Origin of the sequence: Sphingobacterium thalpophilum, from assembly GCF_901482695.1 — a bacterium.
GTDB classification, from domain to species: Bacteria; Bacteroidota; Bacteroidia; order Sphingobacteriales; family Sphingobacteriaceae; genus Sphingobacterium; species Sphingobacterium thalpophilum.
The window spans coordinates 5,090,330-5,109,293 of sequence record NZ_LR590484.1 but is presented as its reverse complement, the minus strand read 5'-3'; the positions used below and the strand labels follow the sequence as shown (position 1 = coordinate 5,109,293).

Here is an 18,964-nt window from a genome sequence, read left to right as displayed (position 1 = left end):
ACGTTTTAGCAAAATTAGATATTAATTGTATTGAAAATGTTGCATTAAAACGCAGAAAAACTTGCATATGTAAGCAATATTCACCATATTTGCAGTCTCATAATTTAAGTTTATAATTGGTTAATGAAAGCTCGTTACTCCCATAGTAGCGGGCTTTTCTTTTCTGCAGCAGTCATTTCGCATTCATTCATTGTATTGGCTACTTTTGGTACTGGGCGATGACGGGGGATCAGCCGTGAAGTCATAATTTTCGTGTTAAGTACTGCGCTGAATTAGGTGTAAATTGTTACCTTTACTGGTCTTAAATAAAATAAAGTGACTGACAGTTTAGTTATCATTCCAACATATAATGAAAAGGAGAACATTGAGAAAATCATCCGTAAAGTTTTTTCCTTGTCACAAGCATTTGATATATTGATCGTTGACGACGGTTCGCCTGACGGGACAGCAGATATCGTTAAACGGTTACAGCGCGACGAATTTTCTGCCCGTTTGTTTATGGAGGAGCGGCGCGGTAAACTGGGGCTGGGTACGGCTTACATCCATGGTTTTAAATGGGGGCTTGCACGTGAGCACTATGCGTATATTTTTGAAATGGATGCTGACTTTAGCCATAATCCCGAGGATCTTCTGCGTTTGCGGCAGGCATGTGTCGATGGTGCCGATATGAGCATAGGTTCCCGATATATCAAAGGGGTAAATGTTGTTAATTGGCCGATGAGCCGGGTATTGATGTCTTACTTTGCCTCCGTGTATGTACGGCTTATTACTGGCATCAACATTCAGGATGCGACAGCAGGCTTCGTATGTTTTAGGAGAGAGGTGCTTGAGACGATACCCTTAGATAAAATTAAATTCGTCGGATATGCTTTTCAGATTGAAATGAAATTTACAGCCATTCAATATGGTTTCCATGTCGTGGAGGTGCCGATCATATTTACCGATCGGACGGAAGGTACCTCCAAAATGAGTACAAGTATTTTTAAGGAAGCTTTTTTCGGTGTGATCCAGCTAAAGTTGGGTAGCATAGGAAAGCGATACAAGAGAAATTAACAGGTTTAGGGCAATGAACGAAAATTTAGATCCAAATCCGGAGCGTTTGAGCAATACTGACCGGGACATTGAGCGGGCACTCAGGCCGCAGGCTTTCGAAGACTTTACTGGGCAGGCGAAAATATTGGAAAATCTGAGCATTTTTGTGAAAGCCGCCAGACTCAGGGGCGAAGCATTGGACCATGTCCTTCTGCATGGGCCGCCGGGGCTTGGTAAAACAACGTTGTCTCATATCATCGCCAATGAAATGGGGGTAGGCATCAAGATCACATCCGGACCGGTCCTCGACAAGCCCGGTGATCTCGCGGGACTATTGACAAATTTGGAAGAAGGTGATGTCTTATTTATTGATGAGATCCATCGTCTAAGTCCCTTGGTGGAAGAGTATCTATATTCCGCAATGGAAGACTTTAAAATCGATATTATGCTCGAAACGGGCCCCAATGCCCGTTCCGTTCAGATTTCTCTGAATCCCTTCACTTTGATCGGTGCTACGACCAGATCGGGCTTGCTGACAGCACCCTTGCGTGCGCGCTTTGGAATCAACTCACGTCTTCAATATTATGACGCGAAGTTGCTGACTACCATTGTACTTCGTTCTGCACATATTCTCAATACGCCCATTTCAGAAGAGGGTGCTTACGAGATAGCGCGTCGGAGCAGGGGCACACCTAGGATCGCGAATGCGCTGTTGCGCCGCACACGGGACTTTGCACAGATAAAAGGTAATGGGAGTATAGACCGGGAAATTGCCAGATATGCTTTGAACGCGCTGAATGTTGACGAAAATGGATTAGATGAAATGGATAACAAAATCCTGTCTACCATTATTGATAAATTTAAGGGTGGCCCTGTTGGCTTAAAAACAGTAGCAACAGCGGTAGGGGAAGATGAGGGCACCATAGAAGAAGTCTATGAACCATTTCTTATTCAGGAAGGTTACATTATGCGGACATCACGGGGACGTGAATGTACTGAGGCGGCTTATAGGCATCTAGGCCGGGTGCATCATTCTAAAGGAAACACATTGTTTTAGCTCTTTCAAAGCAGGCTTAGCCCGTTGCTTTTTTTAAGATCCTATTGGTTCTGCTTAGTAGAGCCGGACTTGGCTTCATCTGTTGAAAATAATGTATTTGAGCAAGAAGCTCTTCTTTGATCCAAGAATGCTTCTTGCTCAAATTGTTCAAAATATCTAGACAGTTTACGAGCACTGCGACCGGACACTTTGGGTCGATCATCCATTGAAATGCATATTCGATCAACTCTTCTTCAATATCTTGGGATAGCGGGTAAACGTTGTTTTTGTCAGCTGTCAGATACATCAGGATTTTACTGTAGCTGCGTAAGCAACTCCAGTTCTTTTGCATTCTGATGTTGCCAAAAAATTGCGGCAATAGTCCCTCTAACAACCTGCTGTCTTTTAAGACTATCGTTTCAAATACCCATGCGGCCCGGAAAGAAACGACTTTGTCCTTCTCCAATGAGATATCAAGCAGATCTCCAAGGCTTATGCCCTGAAGAATATCTAGGGAAAAGTCCGCTACCTCAAACGATCTTAAGGTAACGGACAAAAAGTTTATTTTTTCACTGTAGGTCATTCACCTGTTATTTTTGCGGTTTTTCCCGATTGATTTCAGTAATATCTACTTCATTCATTTTGGAGTCGCCGAGTAAATATTGGCTAAAATAATCCCCCATTTTCCAGAAGAAGTATTCCGTCATGTCACCAAAGCCATGTCTTTGTCCCGGCAATAAGAGAAAATCGAACCGCTTGTTTGCTTTGATCAACGCGTCGACCATCCGTATGGAATTGGCGGGGTGAACATTATTGTCGATATCGCCAGTAGCAATCAATAGCCGGCCTTTTAGGTTTTTGGCGAGCTCGGTATTTTTATTGATATGATAGACAAAAGTTGTGTCACCCTTTGCGGAAACTTTTTCGTTGACTCCGTGATGCCGTTCACTCCACCAGCGGTTATAGATCTGATTTTCATGGTTTCCTGCACCCGATACAGCAACTTTGAAAAAATCAGGATAAACCAGCATGGCAGCTGTTGACATAAAACCGCCACCAGAATGTCCCGTGATTCCGACCCGGTTAATGTCTATAAATTTATGGCGGTCAGCAAGCTGTTCGGCCGTCACCTTTTTATCTTCGAGTCCATAATCGCGGAGGTTGCCATAACCGTAGGTGTGATACCATTGTGAACGGGAGGGATGGCCGCCGCGGTTGCCCACAGTGACAACGACAAAGCCAAACTGTGCCAGGCGGTCTATTCTATCCATGCTACGGCCAAAGGACTTGTTTACAGCCTCAGTCTGCGGGCCTGGGTAGACATATTCAACGAGCGGGTAGGTTCGGGTACTGTCAAAATCAAAAGGCTTGTACATCACGCCATACAGGTCAGTGGTGCCATCGCCCGCTTTCACCTTGAAGGGTTCAGGAAATTTGTATCCCGCTGCGAATAGCAAGGATAGATCTGCCTTTTCCAGCGTCATAATTTTCTTGCCACTGCTCGAATAAAGTGCAGATTCGGGTACGGTGTTGACCCTGGAAAAGTTATCTACAAAATAGTTTGACGACTCACTCATTTCGACTTGGTGATCAAAATTGCCCGGAGTCAGCAGCTTGATTCCGCTACCATTAAGATGGATGCTATATTGATGGAAATAATAGGGGTCTTCATTTTTTTCTTTCCCTGAAGCGGTAAAGAAGAGGGTCTGGCCTGCGGGATCGAATCCAAGGACCTCTTCACAATGAAAGCTGCCTTGGGTGATCTGGTTGAGAAGTTTGCCGTTATTATCATAACGATAATAATGCCCCCATCCGTCTCTTTCCGACCAATGCACTAATTGCTTTCCATTTTCGATAAGTACGGGTTTTTGGACATCCAGGTAGACATTGGAACGTTCCTCAATAACGGGGGTTACCGTACCATTGATATGAACTTTTAGAAGATCTATTCTTTTGAGGTCGCGGCTTGAACGCGAAATATAAAACTCTTGATTATCGCCTAGCCAGTAATTGACGAAGTAGTCTTCTTTGTAAGAGTTCTTATCTGGAGTTTTGCTCCAGTTGGAGATCGTCTGGTTTTTGAACGCAGCTATATTTAGCCTGCGGGGAACTTTTGTGGCTGCATCAAAAATATAAAATTCGGTTTCAGTGGAGTCTACTTCACCGGGCATCTGGTATTTGTAGGTTTCCAATGTGGGGCGAGAGGAACCTACATTGTTGATGACCCATAGCGATTTTAAGGCCCTATTGTCTTTTCTGGTCAATGTAAAATAACGTCCGTCTGGTGACCAGTTTATCCATACACGCTTGCGCTTGGATGCCTCATCTCCATCTTTATCCTTTTCATCGCCGGTTGTGGTACTGTATTCATCACCACCCCAGGCGTAGTATTGCACCCCGTCTTTGGTAATTTGATGCTCGATGATTGTGCTATCTTTCTCATTCTTTACAGCCTTTTGATAGTTCATCTTATCCATCCAGTACAGATTGTAATTTTTTGCGAAAAACACGGTATTAGTGTCCGGCGAAAAAGTTGCCCAAGCGAGTGGTGGCTTTACTTTTGTGGAGTCACTAATTTCAGTAACTGTCTTTGAAGCGAGGTCGTACTCCAGATAAAAGAGTTTTTTCTTTAAGGTATCGGATTTGTTTTTAAGTTTTTCAATTTCCTCTTTAGACTTTACCGTGTCCTTTGTGCTTTGTACCTGAAAACGTATTTTTCTCTCGTCTTTTGTAAATTTTAGTCCCTGTAGTTCGAGATGTTGTGCATCAACAGGGTTTTTCACAATCTTCGTGATCTGTGCTGCCAGCTGCACGTTGTCAAATAGGGACTCTTTTTTCTGGAGAGCAGGAGTGACGATGTACCAATTTTTTCCCTGCGGACCTGCATACTCGTACCAGAAACGGTCTGAAAAATTTATCCAGTTAGGTTTAACAGTTGTTGAAAAGATCATTTTTTTCAGCTTCTCCGGAGAGAATTTGGCAGCTAATTGGTAGTTGGATTTTGCTGCCGGTTCCTGTACCTGCTGTGCATGACCAATGTAAGGCAATAAACTGGCTGCAACAATAAAATAAAACTTATGCATTAAATTAATATAAATAGATAATTTGGGTTTTGGCCATAAAAATATCCATTCTGAAGTCGCTCAACGAATAATTCGTGTAATAATACTATGATGGATAAAAATTTTCACTAAAATTGACCAAAAAAAGTTCCTGTGTAGCCCGTGTGACAGCTGTATACAGCCATCGCAGGAATTCGAGGTCCAACATTTCATCGTTCACATAGCCCTGGTCTACAAAAACAATGGGCCATTGTCCGCCCTGTGCTTTATGACAAGTGACAGCAAAGGCAAATTTGATTTGCAGCGCATTGTAATATGGGTCTTTTTTTATGGCTTCCAGCCGGTCTTTTTTGTCAGGGATATCTGCATAATCCAAGGCGATCTCCTCATAAAGGTTCTTTTGATCATCGTAGGAAAGGCTGGGGCCGTCGGCATAAAGGCTGTCGAGGATCACTCTACAGGTAATGGGTTCTATTTCATCCAAGTCTATGAATTCTAGGGTTACATCGGCGAAGCGATAACCATGTTGGTCGTGTATATTACTGACTTTTCGCACTTTGGCCATATCACCGTTGGCAATAAAACCTTCGCCCATATTATTCTCCTGCAGCCAGTAATAATTGTTTTTGACGACCATAATATAATCCCCACCTGTCAGTTCTTCATCGCGAAACAAGATCCTATTCCGGATATTCTGATTATAAAGGTTGGCGGACCGGTTTGACCGGCAGATGATCATTGTGTTTTCAATGCCGTACTTGTCATAAGCATAATTGATACCTTCAATCAGTCGTTCACCCGTCATACGATAAAGGTCTTTAAATCCTTTTGTTATGAATTTGGGGAAAGGAAATTCATATTGTTCCTGTGTGCTCGAAGTGATCTGCTCACGTATTTTTGTAGCGTTGTATAAAATGCCTGAGTCTTTGGATTGCCTGACCACTGTGGTCAATTCAAGGGGATACACACAGAGTTGAAACTCATTCTCCAGGTAGCTGGGGCTCAGTGCGGGACTATCCGACAGACCTACAGGCGGTAACTGTGCTGTATCGCCGACAAAGAGCAGTGTGCAGTTTTTGCCCGACTGTACATAACGGATCAGATCGTGAAGTAAGCTCTTGGAAAAGACGTTCGCCGGTTCGTTGGATATCATGGAAGCTTCGTCAATGATGAACAATGTGTCCTCATGCAGATTCTCACCGAGCATAAAATCCATTTGAAAGGAAACTGCGGATTTCTTGCGGTAAATTTTTTTATGAATCGTCAGCGCTTTTCTTCCGGAATAATAGCTCATGACCTTGGCAGCCCTGCCTGTAGGGGCCAACAGAACAGCTCTTTTTTTTAAGGCAGGTAACACCTTCACCAATGCGGCAATCAGCGTAGTTTTTCCGGTGCCGGCATATCCACGGAGCACAAAACAGGACTGTCTGTCAAAGGATAATAAGAACTCTTCCAATAATTCGAACGCATCCAGCTGTTGTGCGGTCGGCTGCCAGGGGAATTGCTGTATGAATAGATTTTTGATGAACACATCCAAAGTTATTCAAAAGGTTTGTCTTATCCTCAGAAAAAGCTACTTTTGCTTTAACAAGTTTTTATTTTTTACAACTCAGCGGATGAATTATATCTCAAAACAGTTCAACATGCATTATCTCCCAGAGTACAATCTTTTAGTCAAGGCAGGTTTTAAAAAAGATGTACTGACCGTGGTCGACAAGAATTCTGTAGTACCGATATTAATTGAGTATCCTTCCGAAGAACCTATTTTGGACGCAACACGGATAATGAGCTTACCTTTCCGTTTTGTTCGGGTTGTCATCCCTCATCAGAGTTTTACGTTTATACCTAGAGAGTTTTTTGAGAAAGATCATCTCGAACAGTATCTGGAGTTTTTAGATACTCCGGTCAAAGATGATACGTTTATTTATTATTTAGATAATCTTAATTTAGTCGCTCTATATCAGTTTGATAAACTTCTGTTAAATCGTTGGGTTAGATTGTTTCCAGACGCTGTGCTGCTCCCCGAATTCGCCGTAGTTCTGGACCGTGCGCAGGAGCGGGTCTCGTTGCGGGGAAGTGTGCTGGGCTTGCATTTTGTCGGTAGTAATGCAGTCGACTTTTATCTGTTCAAAAATGGTATTTTCCAACTTTACAACAGTTTTGAGATTTTTAGTGCTGATGATATCAGCTATTATATCGTTAATATTATAACCCAGTTTAGTCTGGGGGCTACGATCAATAAGATCCTTCTTTCAGGTGACTTTACCGAGAACTATTACAACCGCATAGCATCCTATACAGGTACGGTTGAGGTGCTGGAGATTAAAACTAAAGTTAGGCTGGCTGACGAAAATATCCCGGCTGATCTGACTGCTTATAATGTGTTATTTGATTCTATATTATGCGAATAATAGGAGGTCGTCTGGGTGGTCTGCGCTTAAATCCACCCGCCAATCTGCCTGTAAGGCCAACTACCGATATCGCCAAGGAAGCGTTATTCAATATATTGCACAACCGATTGGAATTTGAAGGTCTAGGCTGTCTTGACCTGTTTGCAGGTACAGGTAATATCAGTTTTGAACTTGCTTCACGGGGCGCTAAAGCGATAGATGCCGTTGATCTCCATATTAGATGCGTGCAGTATATTGCTGAGACGGCCAAGAAGATGGAGGTTCAGCAAATCAATGCAAAAAAAGCAGATGTATTTAAGTTTATTTCAAGCTGCAAAAGCAGCTATGACCTAATTTTTGCGGACCCGCCATATGATATTCCAAAACTTCCGAAACTGCCAGCCCTAATTTTTGAACGACAATTGCTAAACGCGGGCGGCCTGCTGATTGTTGAGCATCCGTCAACGCGGCAGATGGAAGCACATCCCAATTTTCTGGAAACTCGTAAATACGGGTACTCGTCTTTTTCCTTTTACGTTAATCCATTGTAATATGAAAATAGCAGTTTTCCCCGGATCATTTGATCCTTTCACTTTAGCTCATCAAGATCTCGTGGAGCGGGCCTTACCGTTATTCGACAAAATTATCATTGCCGTAGGTTACAATGCCAATAAAAAAGGAATGCTCGACCATGATGAGCGGGTTCAAGCCATTAGGGGAGTTTTTGCCGATATCAAGGCTGTTGAAGTTCAGAAATATGACGGCCTTACTGTTGATTTTTGTGACCAGGTCGGTGCCAGGTTTATTTTACGCGGACTTCGCAATACCAATGATTTTGAATTTGAAAATGCGATCGCGCAAAACAATCTTTTGCTCAACCATAAGGTAGAGAGCTACTTTTTAATGAGCCGGTCGGGCACTGCTCACATTTCGTCAACGATTGTGCGAGATGTGTGGTATAATGGTGGTGATATTCGTGCAATGGTGCCCTTTAATATCATCGATCTTTTAAATAAGAAACGCGTAGTTCGTAAATAAGCTGAGGTAGTACTTTTTTTTCGACAGAATAATATTTTGCAATCATTTATTTGTATCTATATATCAGTACATTAGCTTTGTTCATATAAACTTTTTTGTGAAATGATTTTCTGGTCGGAAGTGCTGTTATTCTATTTGACGCAAAATAAAATTCTGAATATAAATGTCTAATATTATATAGGATTGTATATCAGTGTCTTATTATTGCTGTGTTAACGGTGAGAGCTAGCCGCGTCAAGAATCCGCATTTCCTCTTCAGACAGCTCAATCTGTATTGCTAGGGCCAGTTCTTCCAACTGCTGGATGGAAGTTGCGCTTACGATGGGCGCTGTAACGCATGGTTTATGGAGTAACCAAGCGAGGGCTATGGCAGACATGGGGGCCTGCTGATTATGGCTTACCTCAGCCAGGGCATCCAGAATGCGTAGTCCACGTGGATTGAATCGATCTTTTAATGCCACGATGCGCTTGGCTTCTTTGATATCATCCAGATTACGGTATTTACCCGATAGAAACCCGCTCGCGAGCGAGTAGTAGGTGATCACCCCCAAATGATTATCGGCTGCGAGCTGCGCATATTGTTGCTCAAATTTATCACGGTCATACAGATTATATTCCGGTTGGATTGCCACATAGGCCGGTAGGTTATGTCTATGCGCTATCTCCAGAGAATCCTTGATGCGTTCGACACTTAGGTTGGACGCACCAATCCACTTCACCTTGCCAGACTGTATGAGCTGTTGATAAGCTTCTAGTGTCTCATCTATGGGTGTTGAGAGGTCATCGTGATGCGACTGGTAAAGATCTATAGTTTCAACCTGCAGCCGTCGGAGCGACTCTTCTGCACACTTGATGATGTAATCTTTTTTCAGGTTGGGCTTGTCATTGTCTACACGGCGCCCGCCTACCTTTGTAGCGATCTGCACGCTGTTGCGGATATCTCTTTTGCTTATCCATCGACCAATGATCGTTTCCGATTCTGACCCACTATGGCCGGGCACCCAATGCGAATAGTTGTTCGAAGTATCAATAAAGCTAAATCCCATATCAACAAATGCATCAAGCAAAGCGAATGACCGCTGTTCATCTACGGTCCAGCCAAACACATTAGCACCAAATACCATCGGCTTAAATTCGATCTCACTATTTCCTAGTTTTGCTTTCTTCATGCTGTGATACGGATTGTTTCTTCTAAATTAACAAAAAAACGTATCTGATAGTCAGAAATCAGGGTTTAAAATAGAATAATAAAAATTTCTTATTCATTTTCAGTCAGTTTAAAAAAACGCCTGTAGTATAATTTGGAATAATAAAAACTTTGCGTACTTTTGCATCATCCCAAACGGATATGCCCGGATGGCGGAATTGGTAGACGCGCTGGTCTCAAACACCAGTGGGAAACCGTGCCGGTTCGACTCCGGCTCCGGGTACGCAAAAAAAGGCTTCTCATGATGAGAGGCCTTTTTTGTTCCCCGACACAAAATGTGAAAAAAAACACCACAAGGATAACCTTATGGTGTTACATGAATATAGTGTTTGATTAGTTTTTAGCGAGCACCATTTCGGGAGTTTCCTTGCCTCCATGGCAGGTTTTGCATGAAATCGCTTTGGCCGGTGCATTGTCCCAACTTCGGTTAAAGTATTTCTTATTAATCTTTTGCGTCATTTTGATCATCGCCCTGCCAATTTCTTTTTTAGGATTTTCGTCACTTGCAAAATCCAGCTTTTTGGGGTCTTCTTTGGATGGGGCATGACAGAAACCGCATTTGACTCCTAGTGCCACATTAAACTCCTTCATTGTGGCTATGAGTTCGTCATGTGATATATTTTTAGGGAGCACTTTGAGGTTGGTCGGCTTAGGATCTTGCTGAGACTTCTCCTGCTGAGAATTAAATGCGCTTAACGCGAGGGCAATAGCAAATACCGACGCTATCGCGCCTATCTTTTTTAGGTGTTTCATTTCTCTTTTCTTATGCTTTAGCTAAATATAAGCATAAGAAAAGCAATATACAAACGAAAATGAAATTATTATGACATTTCTTTTCAGCAGTGTTGTGTTATCGTCGTACCGCGTCCACTTTCCAGCTCTGACCGTTGAGTTGGTAGTCGATTTCCAGGGAAGATCCCTCAACCTTAACTAATTGGGTCTCTGTGTTGTCGTTGGATGTCCAGGTACTATCGTTCGTTTGTTCAAATACAATACCCGTGATATTTGGAATTCCTGTATAGAATTCTATCCTAAAGGTTGAATTATTCTCCCGCAGTATGCGTATCAATCGGTTTTCCCTGTCAACATCCAGGGCATTCCCCTGAAACCGGACACGGCCTATAAAACTACCCGTGACCGCCGGGGCATCACCTGTCGTGCTCTCGTTCTTTTTACATGAAATATTGGTAATAAAAAACAAAAAGAATAGAACGAATATCTGTGATAATTTCATGCCGCTAAATTTTGGACTAAAATAAGCTTTTTTCATTAGAAACTCAATTGATCAAGCCCGAAATGATATTAATCGTCAATGCAACTACAAACGTATTCAAGGCAAAAGATAACAGACCATGGAACAGTGTTACCCTTCGTATTTTTTTAGAGGAGACGCTTACATCGGAGACCTGAAAGGTGCAGCCCATGACAAATGCGAAATAAGCGAAGTCGAGATAATCGGGTTTTCCGTCGCCCGGAAATTCCAATCCGCTTCCTGCGCCATCGTATTCATAGTACAACCACGCGTAATGGAATGTGTAGATGGTGTGGACCAAAGGCCACGATGCCAACATAGCTGACATGCAGGTGATGATAATCACCATTTCATCGAACTGGCTATCTTTGCTCGAGATGATGATACTCAACACCGATACAAAACAGCACAGCGTTACTAAAATAATAGAGAAAGAGACGAATAGCCGGCTTCCATCTTCTTGCTGGGCTTTTTTTGCAATAGTCGCAATAGGCATCGTATAGAAGACGTACCAAGACAAGAAGATATAACATAGACAAAAGCCCAGCCAGCTCAGAATAAGGTTTAATAACATCAAAGACTTAATGGGCGATAAGAAAAAAATCAGTATAAAAACAATAGCTGCTGCCGAAGCGCGATGGATCGACTGCATATGGTGCAAATACTCCTTAACCTTATTCATGACTATTCAATTAACAATCGAATTGTTCGTCAGCCTCGTAGATCTTCGGGTTGCCGTGATTGGAAAGCAGCAGTAGAATAGACTCTTCTTCGTAGTTACCTGGATTAGAAAAGACAAAATCTAGCTGTCCATCAGCATCGATATCGCCCGCAAACAATGTTGTCATAAATACACCGTCAAACTGTTCCTTTCGGAAAATTACCATTTCCTTTTGCTGTCCTTGCAGCTGATAGCCCAGTTGATAGTTTGCGACTTCGTGAAATAGTTTTTCGTGTTCATTTTCATCGCTCTGCACCTGTGTGGATTTGATATCTCCTGAAGCTTTAAGTGTGATTAGCTGGTTGCGGAAACGGTACTCCACGGATTCCTTTGGCCATATTTCTGCATGGCGTATTGCGACGTGTTCCACAATACCGGGTTTCAACCCATTAATTTTGAGGAACAAAAGCGAATTTCGTTTCGATTCTACATTCTTAGTAGCCACCTGTGCACATTCATCGAAGCCATCCCGAAGCACATAGTCGACCTTATCTAGAAAGTACTTCCCATCTTGTTCATAAAGATCGAACCAGTCTTTATTCAGTACTGCTGTCGGGTCTCCTTCCCAAATGCGGTAACTACGGACGAGAAAGATCTGTCCGGCGGAAGTGTCCGCTTTAACAGGCGCACGGACTGATCTGTTGACATTTGGAGGGAGACTGTCTAGGGAGTCTGACTTGGATGTAGCGACTGCCTTCCGCTCCGTAGTGGATGTATTACAGGCTTGCAGCACCAAAAACGCCCATATCATGGAAGCAAAATATCTAATCATATACCGCTAATTTTATTTAAACTTAGATAAATTGCTTATGATATGCAAGAACAGCGGGCAGTCGTCGAACAATTTATTCATAGACTAGTCAACGGATAGACATAAAACTCGCGGTAGGAATGCTATCTTAAGAAAGTGCTTCCCTGAGCAGTGAAAAGGATTTCAGGCACTTGTCATCATCGAAAATGTAGGAAGTGGCCATAATTTCGTTCACTTTATGGTCGGCAGCAAATTTCTCTATTTCTGGACCAATTTTATTTTTGTCACCTACAAATGCGCAGGACGCCATTCCTTGAACTGCCTGTTCGATCGCTGGGATACCTTTGTAAATCACTTGCTCAGTGGGTGGGGATAATGGTTTTCTACTATTGGTAACAATACCCGCAAATAAATTGTAAAAGCTGGTCGATAAGTGTTCAGCTTCCTCAGTCGTATCCGCAGCAACAACGTTGACACATGAAATGAAGTACGGTTTTTCCAGCGCTTCAGACGGTACGAAGTTTTGGTGATAAATCATGCTCGCCGAGGCAAATTGCGCTGGAGCAAAATGGGTTGCAAATGCATAAGGTAGACCTAGGCTTGCTGCCAAGTATGCGCTATCTGTACTCGACCCCAGTATATAGAGCGGTATGTCCAATCCCTCACCGGGAAAAGCACGTACTTTGGCGTCATAATTTGCTTCATTAAAGTATCGCTGCAGGTCCTTCACGTCCTGTGGGAACTGGAATGCTGTATTCAAGTTGTTCCTGCGTAATGCCATGGCAGTCAATTGGTCCGTGCCCGGAGCCCGGCCCAGGCCGAGGTCTATACGTCCCGGAAATAACGTCTCTAAGGTGCCAAATTGTTCCGCGATGACGAGAGGTGCGTGGTTTGGCAACATGATGCCACCTGAGCCGACCCGGATCCGGTTAGTTTTTGAAGCAATATGTTGTATCAATAGGGAGGTGGCCGAACTGGCAATATACTCCATATTGTGGTGCTCTGCGTACCAGACTCTTTGAAAATCCAATGATTCTATATGCTGTGCGATTTTTACACTACGCGCGATGGCGCCTGCCGCATTTTCACCTTTTTTGACCGGAGCTAAATCCAATGTTGATAGTACTATTTTATCCATGACCTAAAATTACGGAGAAGTACTTCGACAATTGTAATGAAAATGTCTATTCTGAGATCCGATTCGTATGTATGACAGTAAGCTGATCATTTACAGTTGTGGTAAAAAATACAAAGGAGTGACCGCCATCCCGAACCTTAAATTTCTTTTTGATTTCCTCAGTTTTCAATGGAAAATTTCGCGCGCTGATGTCCGCGATCAGTCCGTTTTTGTTCTTTTTGAAATCTGTAAACGATTCTACTTGCTCAACCGAAAATATTTTTCCGGGAAAATCAGAGATTTTTTGAGAAGAGGTATACAGGTGACTGTGTTTATGTAGCTTTTTGATATCATATCGTCGGGCAAGTGTTTTGAAAGCGCCGGCCTTGGTCAGTGCAACATCAGGTTCATAAAGATAGGATAACGGCTCGCTGTATTCAGCGATTGCCAAACGTTCTTCTTCGTATGTAAACGAGAAGGTCTGTGGCAATTGTTTTAAAAGGCGTACTGCATGGATCGTCGGCATATCTTCATAACCTTTTTCCTGTACGAAGAGCAGTTCTTTACATTCGTTGTGCACGGATACAATATAAACATCCTTCACGCTCATTAACCTATTCAACGCTGATGATATGTCGAGTAGCGGGGCTAGTTTACTTATCACTACAGCCGAACGTGCCAACAATCCCTTTTGAAGGGTTACCAGATCAGGTTCACACTCTTCCAGCAGGAAGACCTTTCTAGTTTGCACCCTTCTGGATGGATCCAGATAAATATAATCAACGTGATCCGTCGTTTGTTTTAGTATGTAATCTACGCCATCCGTGTGTTCAACCAGGATGTTGTCAGCTCCCAATACCGAGGCGTTGTGGGCAGATATGGCCGCAAGCTCTGCGTCCCGCTCGCAAGATACGACCCGTCCAGCTCTCGTTGCAAAATAAAAGCTATCCACCCCGAATCCACTTGTCAGATCAATTAAATGAGCTCCTTCTTTTATCAGCGAACTTTTGAAACGGGCTGTCAGTTCGGACGAACACTGTTCCATATTTAATTTGGGCGGATAGTAAACGCCGGCGGTACGGGACCAGTGTGGCATTTTAGTACGTGCACGCTGCTTGCCATCTAGTTGAGTAGCTAGTTCTGACGAGGATATACCCTCAAAAGGTGTTTTTTTTAATGCTATTTTTGCCGGAGATGCATCCAGATTGCTTTCCAAAAATTGCTGGACCTCCTTTTGAAGGATCAATGTATTCATCTATATTTTTTTAACAAGGAGCTGACAGGTATAGGTATCTTTTAATTCGCTGATCACTTCTTTATCCACCAATACACGATTGATGGTTTCTTGGTTGTAATAACGTATTGTGATCAATTCAAGTCCCGATTCATGGGTAACTTTAAAGCGTTGTTCGAGTTCGGCAATGAGGTCCGTCAGGTTCTGCCCAGTATCATCCACAGACACCGCAAAGTTGATTGCAGTATTGCGCATCATGTTGATCTTGATCCGGTGCTGGTGAAACAGATTGAAAATATCCCGGAGATTGTCCTCCACGATAAATGAAAAGTCCCGTGGTGATATCGATATAAAGATCTGATTTACCTTAAAAATAAAAGACGGTACCGGCAAGGTTTGATTGGTACTTTTGATGACTGTTCCCGGAGATTCTGGGTCAACAAAAGATCGTACGTTCAACGCAATTTTTTTGTTTTGCAAAGGCTTGATCGTTTTGGGGTGGATGACGGTTGCTCCATAATACGTGAGTTCTATAGCATCGGTGTACGAAAGTTCAGGAATCAGTTCAGTCTTTTCAAACCATTTCGGATCGGCGTTGAGGACACCTGGTACATCCTTCCAGATGGTCACATTTTCGGCGTTTAGACAGGCTGCAAAAATGGCTGCAGAATAATCGGATCCTTCCCGTCCCAATGTAGTTGTAAAGTTTTCTGATGTACCGCCAAGGAAGCCCTGCGTAATGACAATATAGCTATCTAAAATTGAGGGTAGCTCAGCACGTATCTTTTCCTCTGTTTTGCTCCAGTCTACAATGGCCTCGCGGTACGTATTGTCCGTTAAGATATAATCCCTTGCGTCCAGCCATTTGACTTTTTCACCGGTAGATGCTAAATATGCCGCCACGATCTTCGTAGAGATCAGTTCTCCCATCGATACAATCTGATCGAATAAGTAATCGTATGAATCTTGTGGATCTTCTTCCAGAATCCATTCTATCTCGACAAAGCAATTGGCGATTTCGTCAAATATAGTTCCTCCTGTGGGGAATAATTCCTGTAGTATATGGAAATGAAAAGCCTTGGCTTCCTCTAGGGTCTGAAACTGTAAACCTGTATTATTGTAGTATTCTTTGGTCAGCTTCTCCAGAAGGTTTGTCGTTTTTCCCATGGCGGAGATGACAACCAGTAAGGCTTCACCTTTATACTTCGAGATTATCCGGGCTGAATTTCTGACACTTTCGGCATCTTTTACTGATGCACCTCCAAATTTAAAAACCTGCATTTATTGTATTGTTAAGTTGACTGCTAATGGATACTATGGATATATTCTAACCCTTTTTCGGAAATCAGATGCTTAAATTTAGAATAGGGAATACGTAATTCGGTATTACCCTCGGCATAGGATTTGATTTCGTAAATGTTATAATAGAAGAGAATATGATCTTTTTCGAAAGTGAAGTTATCTGCCAAAGCAAACTTGCCGTCGTCAAAAAAATATTTTCCGCTTAAGGAATCGTCTTTGCCGAGACCTTCCTGTTTACGGAAATGCTGTTCAGCTATCTTCAAAAATTCACTTTTGTTTTCCTCCTGAATGATATCGTTTATGGTGATGGGACGCACTGTGCGCCTGTCAAAGTTGGAATATAAGGTAAAGTGGTCTCCGTGAGCGCCGCCGGTATATTCCTCTTGTTTAGTGCGCAGGCTCAATAAAGAGGCTGTGTTGGCTACAACATCTATCCGCAGGTCTCGGTTCCAGGTAGCGGTCGAGATGCCGTGGTTGTCATCGACATATTCGTTATAAGAGCTAATAAAGCGGCGAGCAGCGTCTTCCATGCTGGTGTCACCTTCCAAATGAACCACAGCAGACACAAGCTTATTGATGCTGCTGTCTTTAAAAACAGGGTAACTTGCTCTGAAATATGTTGTATCCAGATGATCTTCTTCCTTTAAAAAATACTTGCTATGCTCATCGATGACTTTGTTGCTATACACTAGAGTGTCCGCCTGTTCCGTACGAGGTAATGTCGCACTCTGGTTGTTGCAAGAATACAGCAGGCCACTGATGAATATTATTTTAAAAAGAAGGTAAAATCGCATTCAGTTGATTGTTTTTGCTTTCTAATATGTAATTGAGACATTAATCCACTCCGCATCAAAATCGGCCTTATACTTCTCATAGAATTTGATAGCAGGCTCATTCCACTCGAGCACCTGCCACACCATACCGTGGTAGCCACACGCTTTACCATAAGCCAGTGTCTGATCAAAAAGTAGCTTTCCAAGTCCTAGACCACGCATTTTTTCAGTGACGATCAAATCTTCCAGATAGAGCCGGCGGCCTTTCCAGGTAGAGTATCTGACATAATATAACGAAATTCCAACAATTGCGCCATCCACTTCTGCGACGAAAGCTCCCCAGACCGGGTGTTTGCCGAATCCTGCATCTTCAAACGCCTCTAGTGAGACGGTCACTTCATCAGGCGCCTTCTCATAAATAGCCAATTCTCTGATCAGCTCCAGCATCTGTGGGCAATCTGACTTTATTGCTTCACGAATTATCGGTTTAATCATTGTTTTTATAATGTTTGATGACCCTTTTGCCAAAGATCGTGCTACCAATACGAACCATGTTTGATCCTTCCTGAATGGCTATCTTATAGTCGGATGACATCCCCATGGAAAGAATTTTAAAATAATCCCCTTTACGGAAGAAGCTCGCTTTGATACCATCAAATAGCATCTTTAACTCGTAAAATTCGGCTTTGATCACTTTTTCATTATCCGTATTCGAGGCAATGCCCATCAGCCCGCAAATGCGTACATTCTTCAATGCGATAAACTCCTCATCTCGGAGCAGTTCAATTAGTTCAGCATGATCGAAGCCGAATTTAGTATCCTCTTCCGCTATATATACCTGTAACAGGCAGTCTATCACCCTGCCAGACTTTAGAGCATGCTTGTTGATCTCCTTCAAGAGCTTTAATGAATCTACCGAAGCAATCAAATTAATGAAGGGAGCAATATATTTCACTTTGTTGGTCTGCAGATGTCCGATCATATGCCATTGGATATCTTTGGGTAAAGCCTCAGCTTTCTCCACTAATTCTTGAACATGATTTTCGCCAAAAACACGTTGTCCCGCCGCATAGGCTTCCATGATCTCCGAATTGGATTTAGTCTTTGACACTGCTACAAGCTGAACGCCCACAGCTTCGGTCTCCAATTTTAATGCTTCTAAATTACTGGCAATACTCATTTACGCTATAGTTTGATGATCTAAAAAGCACCAAATATCGGTGCTTTTTGTAAATTTGTACAAAACTACGAAATGCTACGATTAATACTGAATCTACTTGCAGTGATTTTTTTATTTGGTTCTTGTGTCAGGCCGGAGGATAAAGATATTATCTCCCAAAGCAAATTTGTGAAAGCGCTGACAGAAATCCAGCTGATAGATTCCTATCTGAATATTCTGCCTATCGACAGTGCCCGCAAAGTGATGGTGCCTTTGTATCAGGTTACTTTCGATAAGTATGGCTTGGACTCTCTTACCTTCAGGAAAAATCTGAACTATTACGGCAGGGATGCAGAGGTCATGGCAGCAATTTATAAGAAAGTGGAGGATAATCTGACCAAAGAAAACAAGTTTTATACAGACATCGAACGTAAAAAGCAGGATTCGATCCGGACCAGAGATTCCATTCTGAATGCGCGGATTCAGGATAGCACAAATCGTGTGATGCGCCTGCAGCAGCAGTATCAGGAACGCATAGCGGCCCTTATCCACTATCAGCCAAGTAAAGAGAAATTCAGTTTTAAAGAAGCCTCATCATTGTTTAACCGGACCTTCCAGGTCAAAACCGGACTTCGGCTGGAAAGTTTTCTGATGAATCAGCTGTTCGTTAGTGGCTCAGCTGGCGCAGCGGCAGGTCCTGCTTCGACTGGCAATGCCGTTTCTCCGGCAGCAACAACCGGCGCAGCAGGTAGGGATTCATCCGCCAAGCCTGTAGAAACACCGCTACGACCCGAAAGGAGACCGTTGAAAGTAGAGCGGTCACCTGTATTTTCAACGCCGCAGGAAATCAAGCCTCCGGCAAAACTTTAACCATCAAAGAAGATTATTAG

The 18,964-nt window shown here is 42.9% G+C and carries 20 protein-coding genes and 1 tRNA gene; 7 read left to right on the top strand and 14 right to left on the bottom strand.

Going from position 1 to position 18,964, the window contains the following annotated elements:
- Positions 1-315: 315 nt before the first annotated feature.
- Together FGL37_RS21535 and ruvB are read left to right on the top strand one after the other, a co-directional pair.
- Positions 316-1,053 (top strand): polyprenol monophosphomannose synthase, encoded by a 738-nt coding sequence (locus tag FGL37_RS21535; protein WP_028070314.1) that lies wholly within the window; start codon positions 316-318, stop codon positions 1,051-1,053.
- A gap of 13 nt (positions 1,054-1,066) precedes the next feature.
- On the top strand, positions 1,067-2,089 hold the full coding sequence (gene ruvB / locus FGL37_RS21530) for a Holliday junction branch migration DNA helicase RuvB (RefSeq protein WP_028070315.1): 1,023 nt from the start codon (positions 1,067-1,069) through the stop codon (positions 2,087-2,089).
- A 16-nt stretch (positions 2,090-2,105) separates the two neighbouring features.
- Here the strand turns inward: ruvB and FGL37_RS21525 are convergent, their stop codons facing one another.
- The 3 genes from FGL37_RS21525 to FGL37_RS21515 form a co-directional block, all read right to left on the bottom strand.
- On the bottom strand, positions 2,106-2,651 hold the full coding sequence (locus FGL37_RS21525; protein WP_051606973.1) for a HEAT-like fold family protein: 546 nt from the start codon (positions 2,649-2,651) through the stop codon (positions 2,106-2,108).
- A gap of 7 nt (positions 2,652-2,658) precedes the next feature.
- Complete coding sequence (locus FGL37_RS21520) at positions 2,659-5,151, bottom strand: S9 family peptidase (protein ID WP_028070316.1); 2,493 nt, start codon at positions 5,149-5,151, stop codon at positions 2,659-2,661.
- Positions 5,152-5,236: 85 nt separating this feature from the next.
- On the bottom strand, positions 5,237-6,661 hold the full coding sequence (locus tag FGL37_RS21515) for an ATP-dependent DNA helicase (protein WP_028070317.1): 1,425 nt from the start codon (positions 6,659-6,661) through the stop codon (positions 5,237-5,239).
- A gap of 85 nt (positions 6,662-6,746) precedes the next feature.
- Between FGL37_RS21515 and FGL37_RS21510 the strand changes: the two genes are divergently transcribed.
- Genes FGL37_RS21510 through coaD form a run of 3 tightly spaced genes read left to right on the top strand, consistent with a single transcriptional unit; the run spans position 6,747 to position 8,558 of the window.
- A complete protein-coding gene (locus FGL37_RS21510; protein ID WP_028070318.1) occupies positions 6,747-7,541 on the top strand; it encodes a DUF3822 family protein in 795 nt (264 codons plus the stop codon).
- Positions 7,532-8,071: a 16S rRNA (guanine(966)-N(2))-methyltransferase RsmD gene (gene rsmD / locus FGL37_RS21505; RefSeq protein ID WP_028070319.1), complete on the top strand. Its 540-nt coding sequence runs from the start codon at positions 7,532-7,534 to the stop codon at positions 8,069-8,071. Before FGL37_RS21510 ends, rsmD begins: the two co-directional genes overlap by 10 nt.
- A gap of 1 nt (position 8,072) precedes the next feature.
- On the top strand, positions 8,073-8,558 hold the full coding sequence (gene coaD, locus FGL37_RS21500; RefSeq protein WP_028070320.1) for a pantetheine-phosphate adenylyltransferase: 486 nt from the start codon (positions 8,073-8,075) through the stop codon (positions 8,556-8,558).
- A 212-nt stretch (positions 8,559-8,770) separates the two neighbouring features.
- Here coaD and FGL37_RS21495 read toward each other — a convergent pair whose 3' ends face one another.
- Positions 8,771-9,727 carry an aldo/keto reductase gene (locus FGL37_RS21495; protein ID WP_028070321.1) on the bottom strand — a complete coding sequence of 319 codons (957 nt, stop codon included), beginning with the start codon at positions 9,725-9,727 and terminating at the stop codon, positions 8,771-8,773.
- A gap of 181 nt (positions 9,728-9,908) precedes the next feature.
- Here FGL37_RS21495 and FGL37_RS21490 point away from each other — a divergent pair.
- Positions 9,909-9,988 (top strand) — tRNA-Leu (locus FGL37_RS21490).
- A gap of 110 nt (positions 9,989-10,098) precedes the next feature.
- Here the strand turns inward: FGL37_RS21490 and FGL37_RS21485 are convergent.
- From FGL37_RS21485 to FGL37_RS21440, 10 genes are all read right to left on the bottom strand, one after another.
- Complete coding sequence (locus tag FGL37_RS21485) at positions 10,099-10,518, bottom strand: c-type cytochrome (protein ID WP_028070322.1); 420 nt, start codon at positions 10,516-10,518, stop codon at positions 10,099-10,101.
- Positions 10,519-10,615: 97 nt separating this feature from the next.
- The gene (locus FGL37_RS21480) at positions 10,616-10,999 is read right to left on the bottom strand and encodes a hypothetical protein (RefSeq protein ID WP_138097020.1); all 384 of its coding nucleotides are present in this window, start codon (positions 10,997-10,999) and stop codon (positions 10,616-10,618) included.
- Between the two features lie 43 nt (positions 11,000-11,042).
- A complete protein-coding gene (locus FGL37_RS21475; protein WP_028070324.1) occupies positions 11,043-11,699 on the bottom strand; it encodes a DUF1345 domain-containing protein in 657 nt (218 codons plus the stop codon).
- A 10-nt stretch (positions 11,700-11,709) separates the two neighbouring features.
- Positions 11,710-12,510, bottom strand: coding sequence for a hypothetical protein (locus tag FGL37_RS21470; RefSeq protein ID WP_028070325.1), 801 nt, complete (start codon positions 12,508-12,510; stop codon positions 11,710-11,712).
- Between the two features lie 127 nt (positions 12,511-12,637).
- On the bottom strand, positions 12,638-13,627 hold the full coding sequence (locus tag FGL37_RS21465) for an LLM class flavin-dependent oxidoreductase (RefSeq protein ID WP_028070326.1): 990 nt from the start codon (positions 13,625-13,627) through the stop codon (positions 12,638-12,640).
- A gap of 46 nt (positions 13,628-13,673) precedes the next feature.
- Positions 13,674-14,861 carry a class I SAM-dependent methyltransferase gene (locus FGL37_RS21460; protein ID WP_028070327.1) on the bottom strand — a complete coding sequence of 396 codons (1,188 nt, stop codon included), beginning with the start codon at positions 14,859-14,861 and terminating at the stop codon, positions 13,674-13,676.
- The gene (locus tag FGL37_RS21455) at positions 14,862-16,121 is read right to left on the bottom strand and encodes an aspartate kinase (RefSeq protein WP_028070328.1); all 1,260 of its coding nucleotides are present in this window, start codon (positions 16,119-16,121) and stop codon (positions 14,862-14,864) included.
- 23 nt (positions 16,122-16,144) lie between these two features.
- Positions 16,145-16,936 (bottom strand): PdaC/RsiV family protein, encoded by a 792-nt coding sequence (locus FGL37_RS21450; RefSeq protein WP_028070329.1) that lies wholly within the window; start codon positions 16,934-16,936, stop codon positions 16,145-16,147.
- Positions 16,937-16,957: 21 nt separating this feature from the next.
- Positions 16,958-17,410: a GNAT family N-acetyltransferase gene (locus FGL37_RS21445; RefSeq protein WP_028070330.1), complete on the bottom strand. Its 453-nt coding sequence runs from the start codon at positions 17,408-17,410 to the stop codon at positions 16,958-16,960.
- Complete coding sequence (locus tag FGL37_RS21440) at positions 17,403-18,095, bottom strand: YggS family pyridoxal phosphate-dependent enzyme (RefSeq protein ID WP_028070331.1); 693 nt, start codon at positions 18,093-18,095, stop codon at positions 17,403-17,405. The genes FGL37_RS21445 and FGL37_RS21440 overlap by 8 nt, the downstream gene beginning before the upstream one ends.
- A 72-nt stretch (positions 18,096-18,167) precedes the next feature.
- Between FGL37_RS21440 and FGL37_RS21435 the strand changes: the two genes are divergently transcribed.
- The gene (locus tag FGL37_RS21435; RefSeq protein WP_051606975.1) at positions 18,168-18,944 is read left to right on the top strand and encodes a DUF4296 domain-containing protein; all 777 of its coding nucleotides are present in this window, start codon (positions 18,168-18,170) and stop codon (positions 18,942-18,944) included.
- The last annotated feature ends 20 nt before the right edge of the window (positions 18,945-18,964 follow it).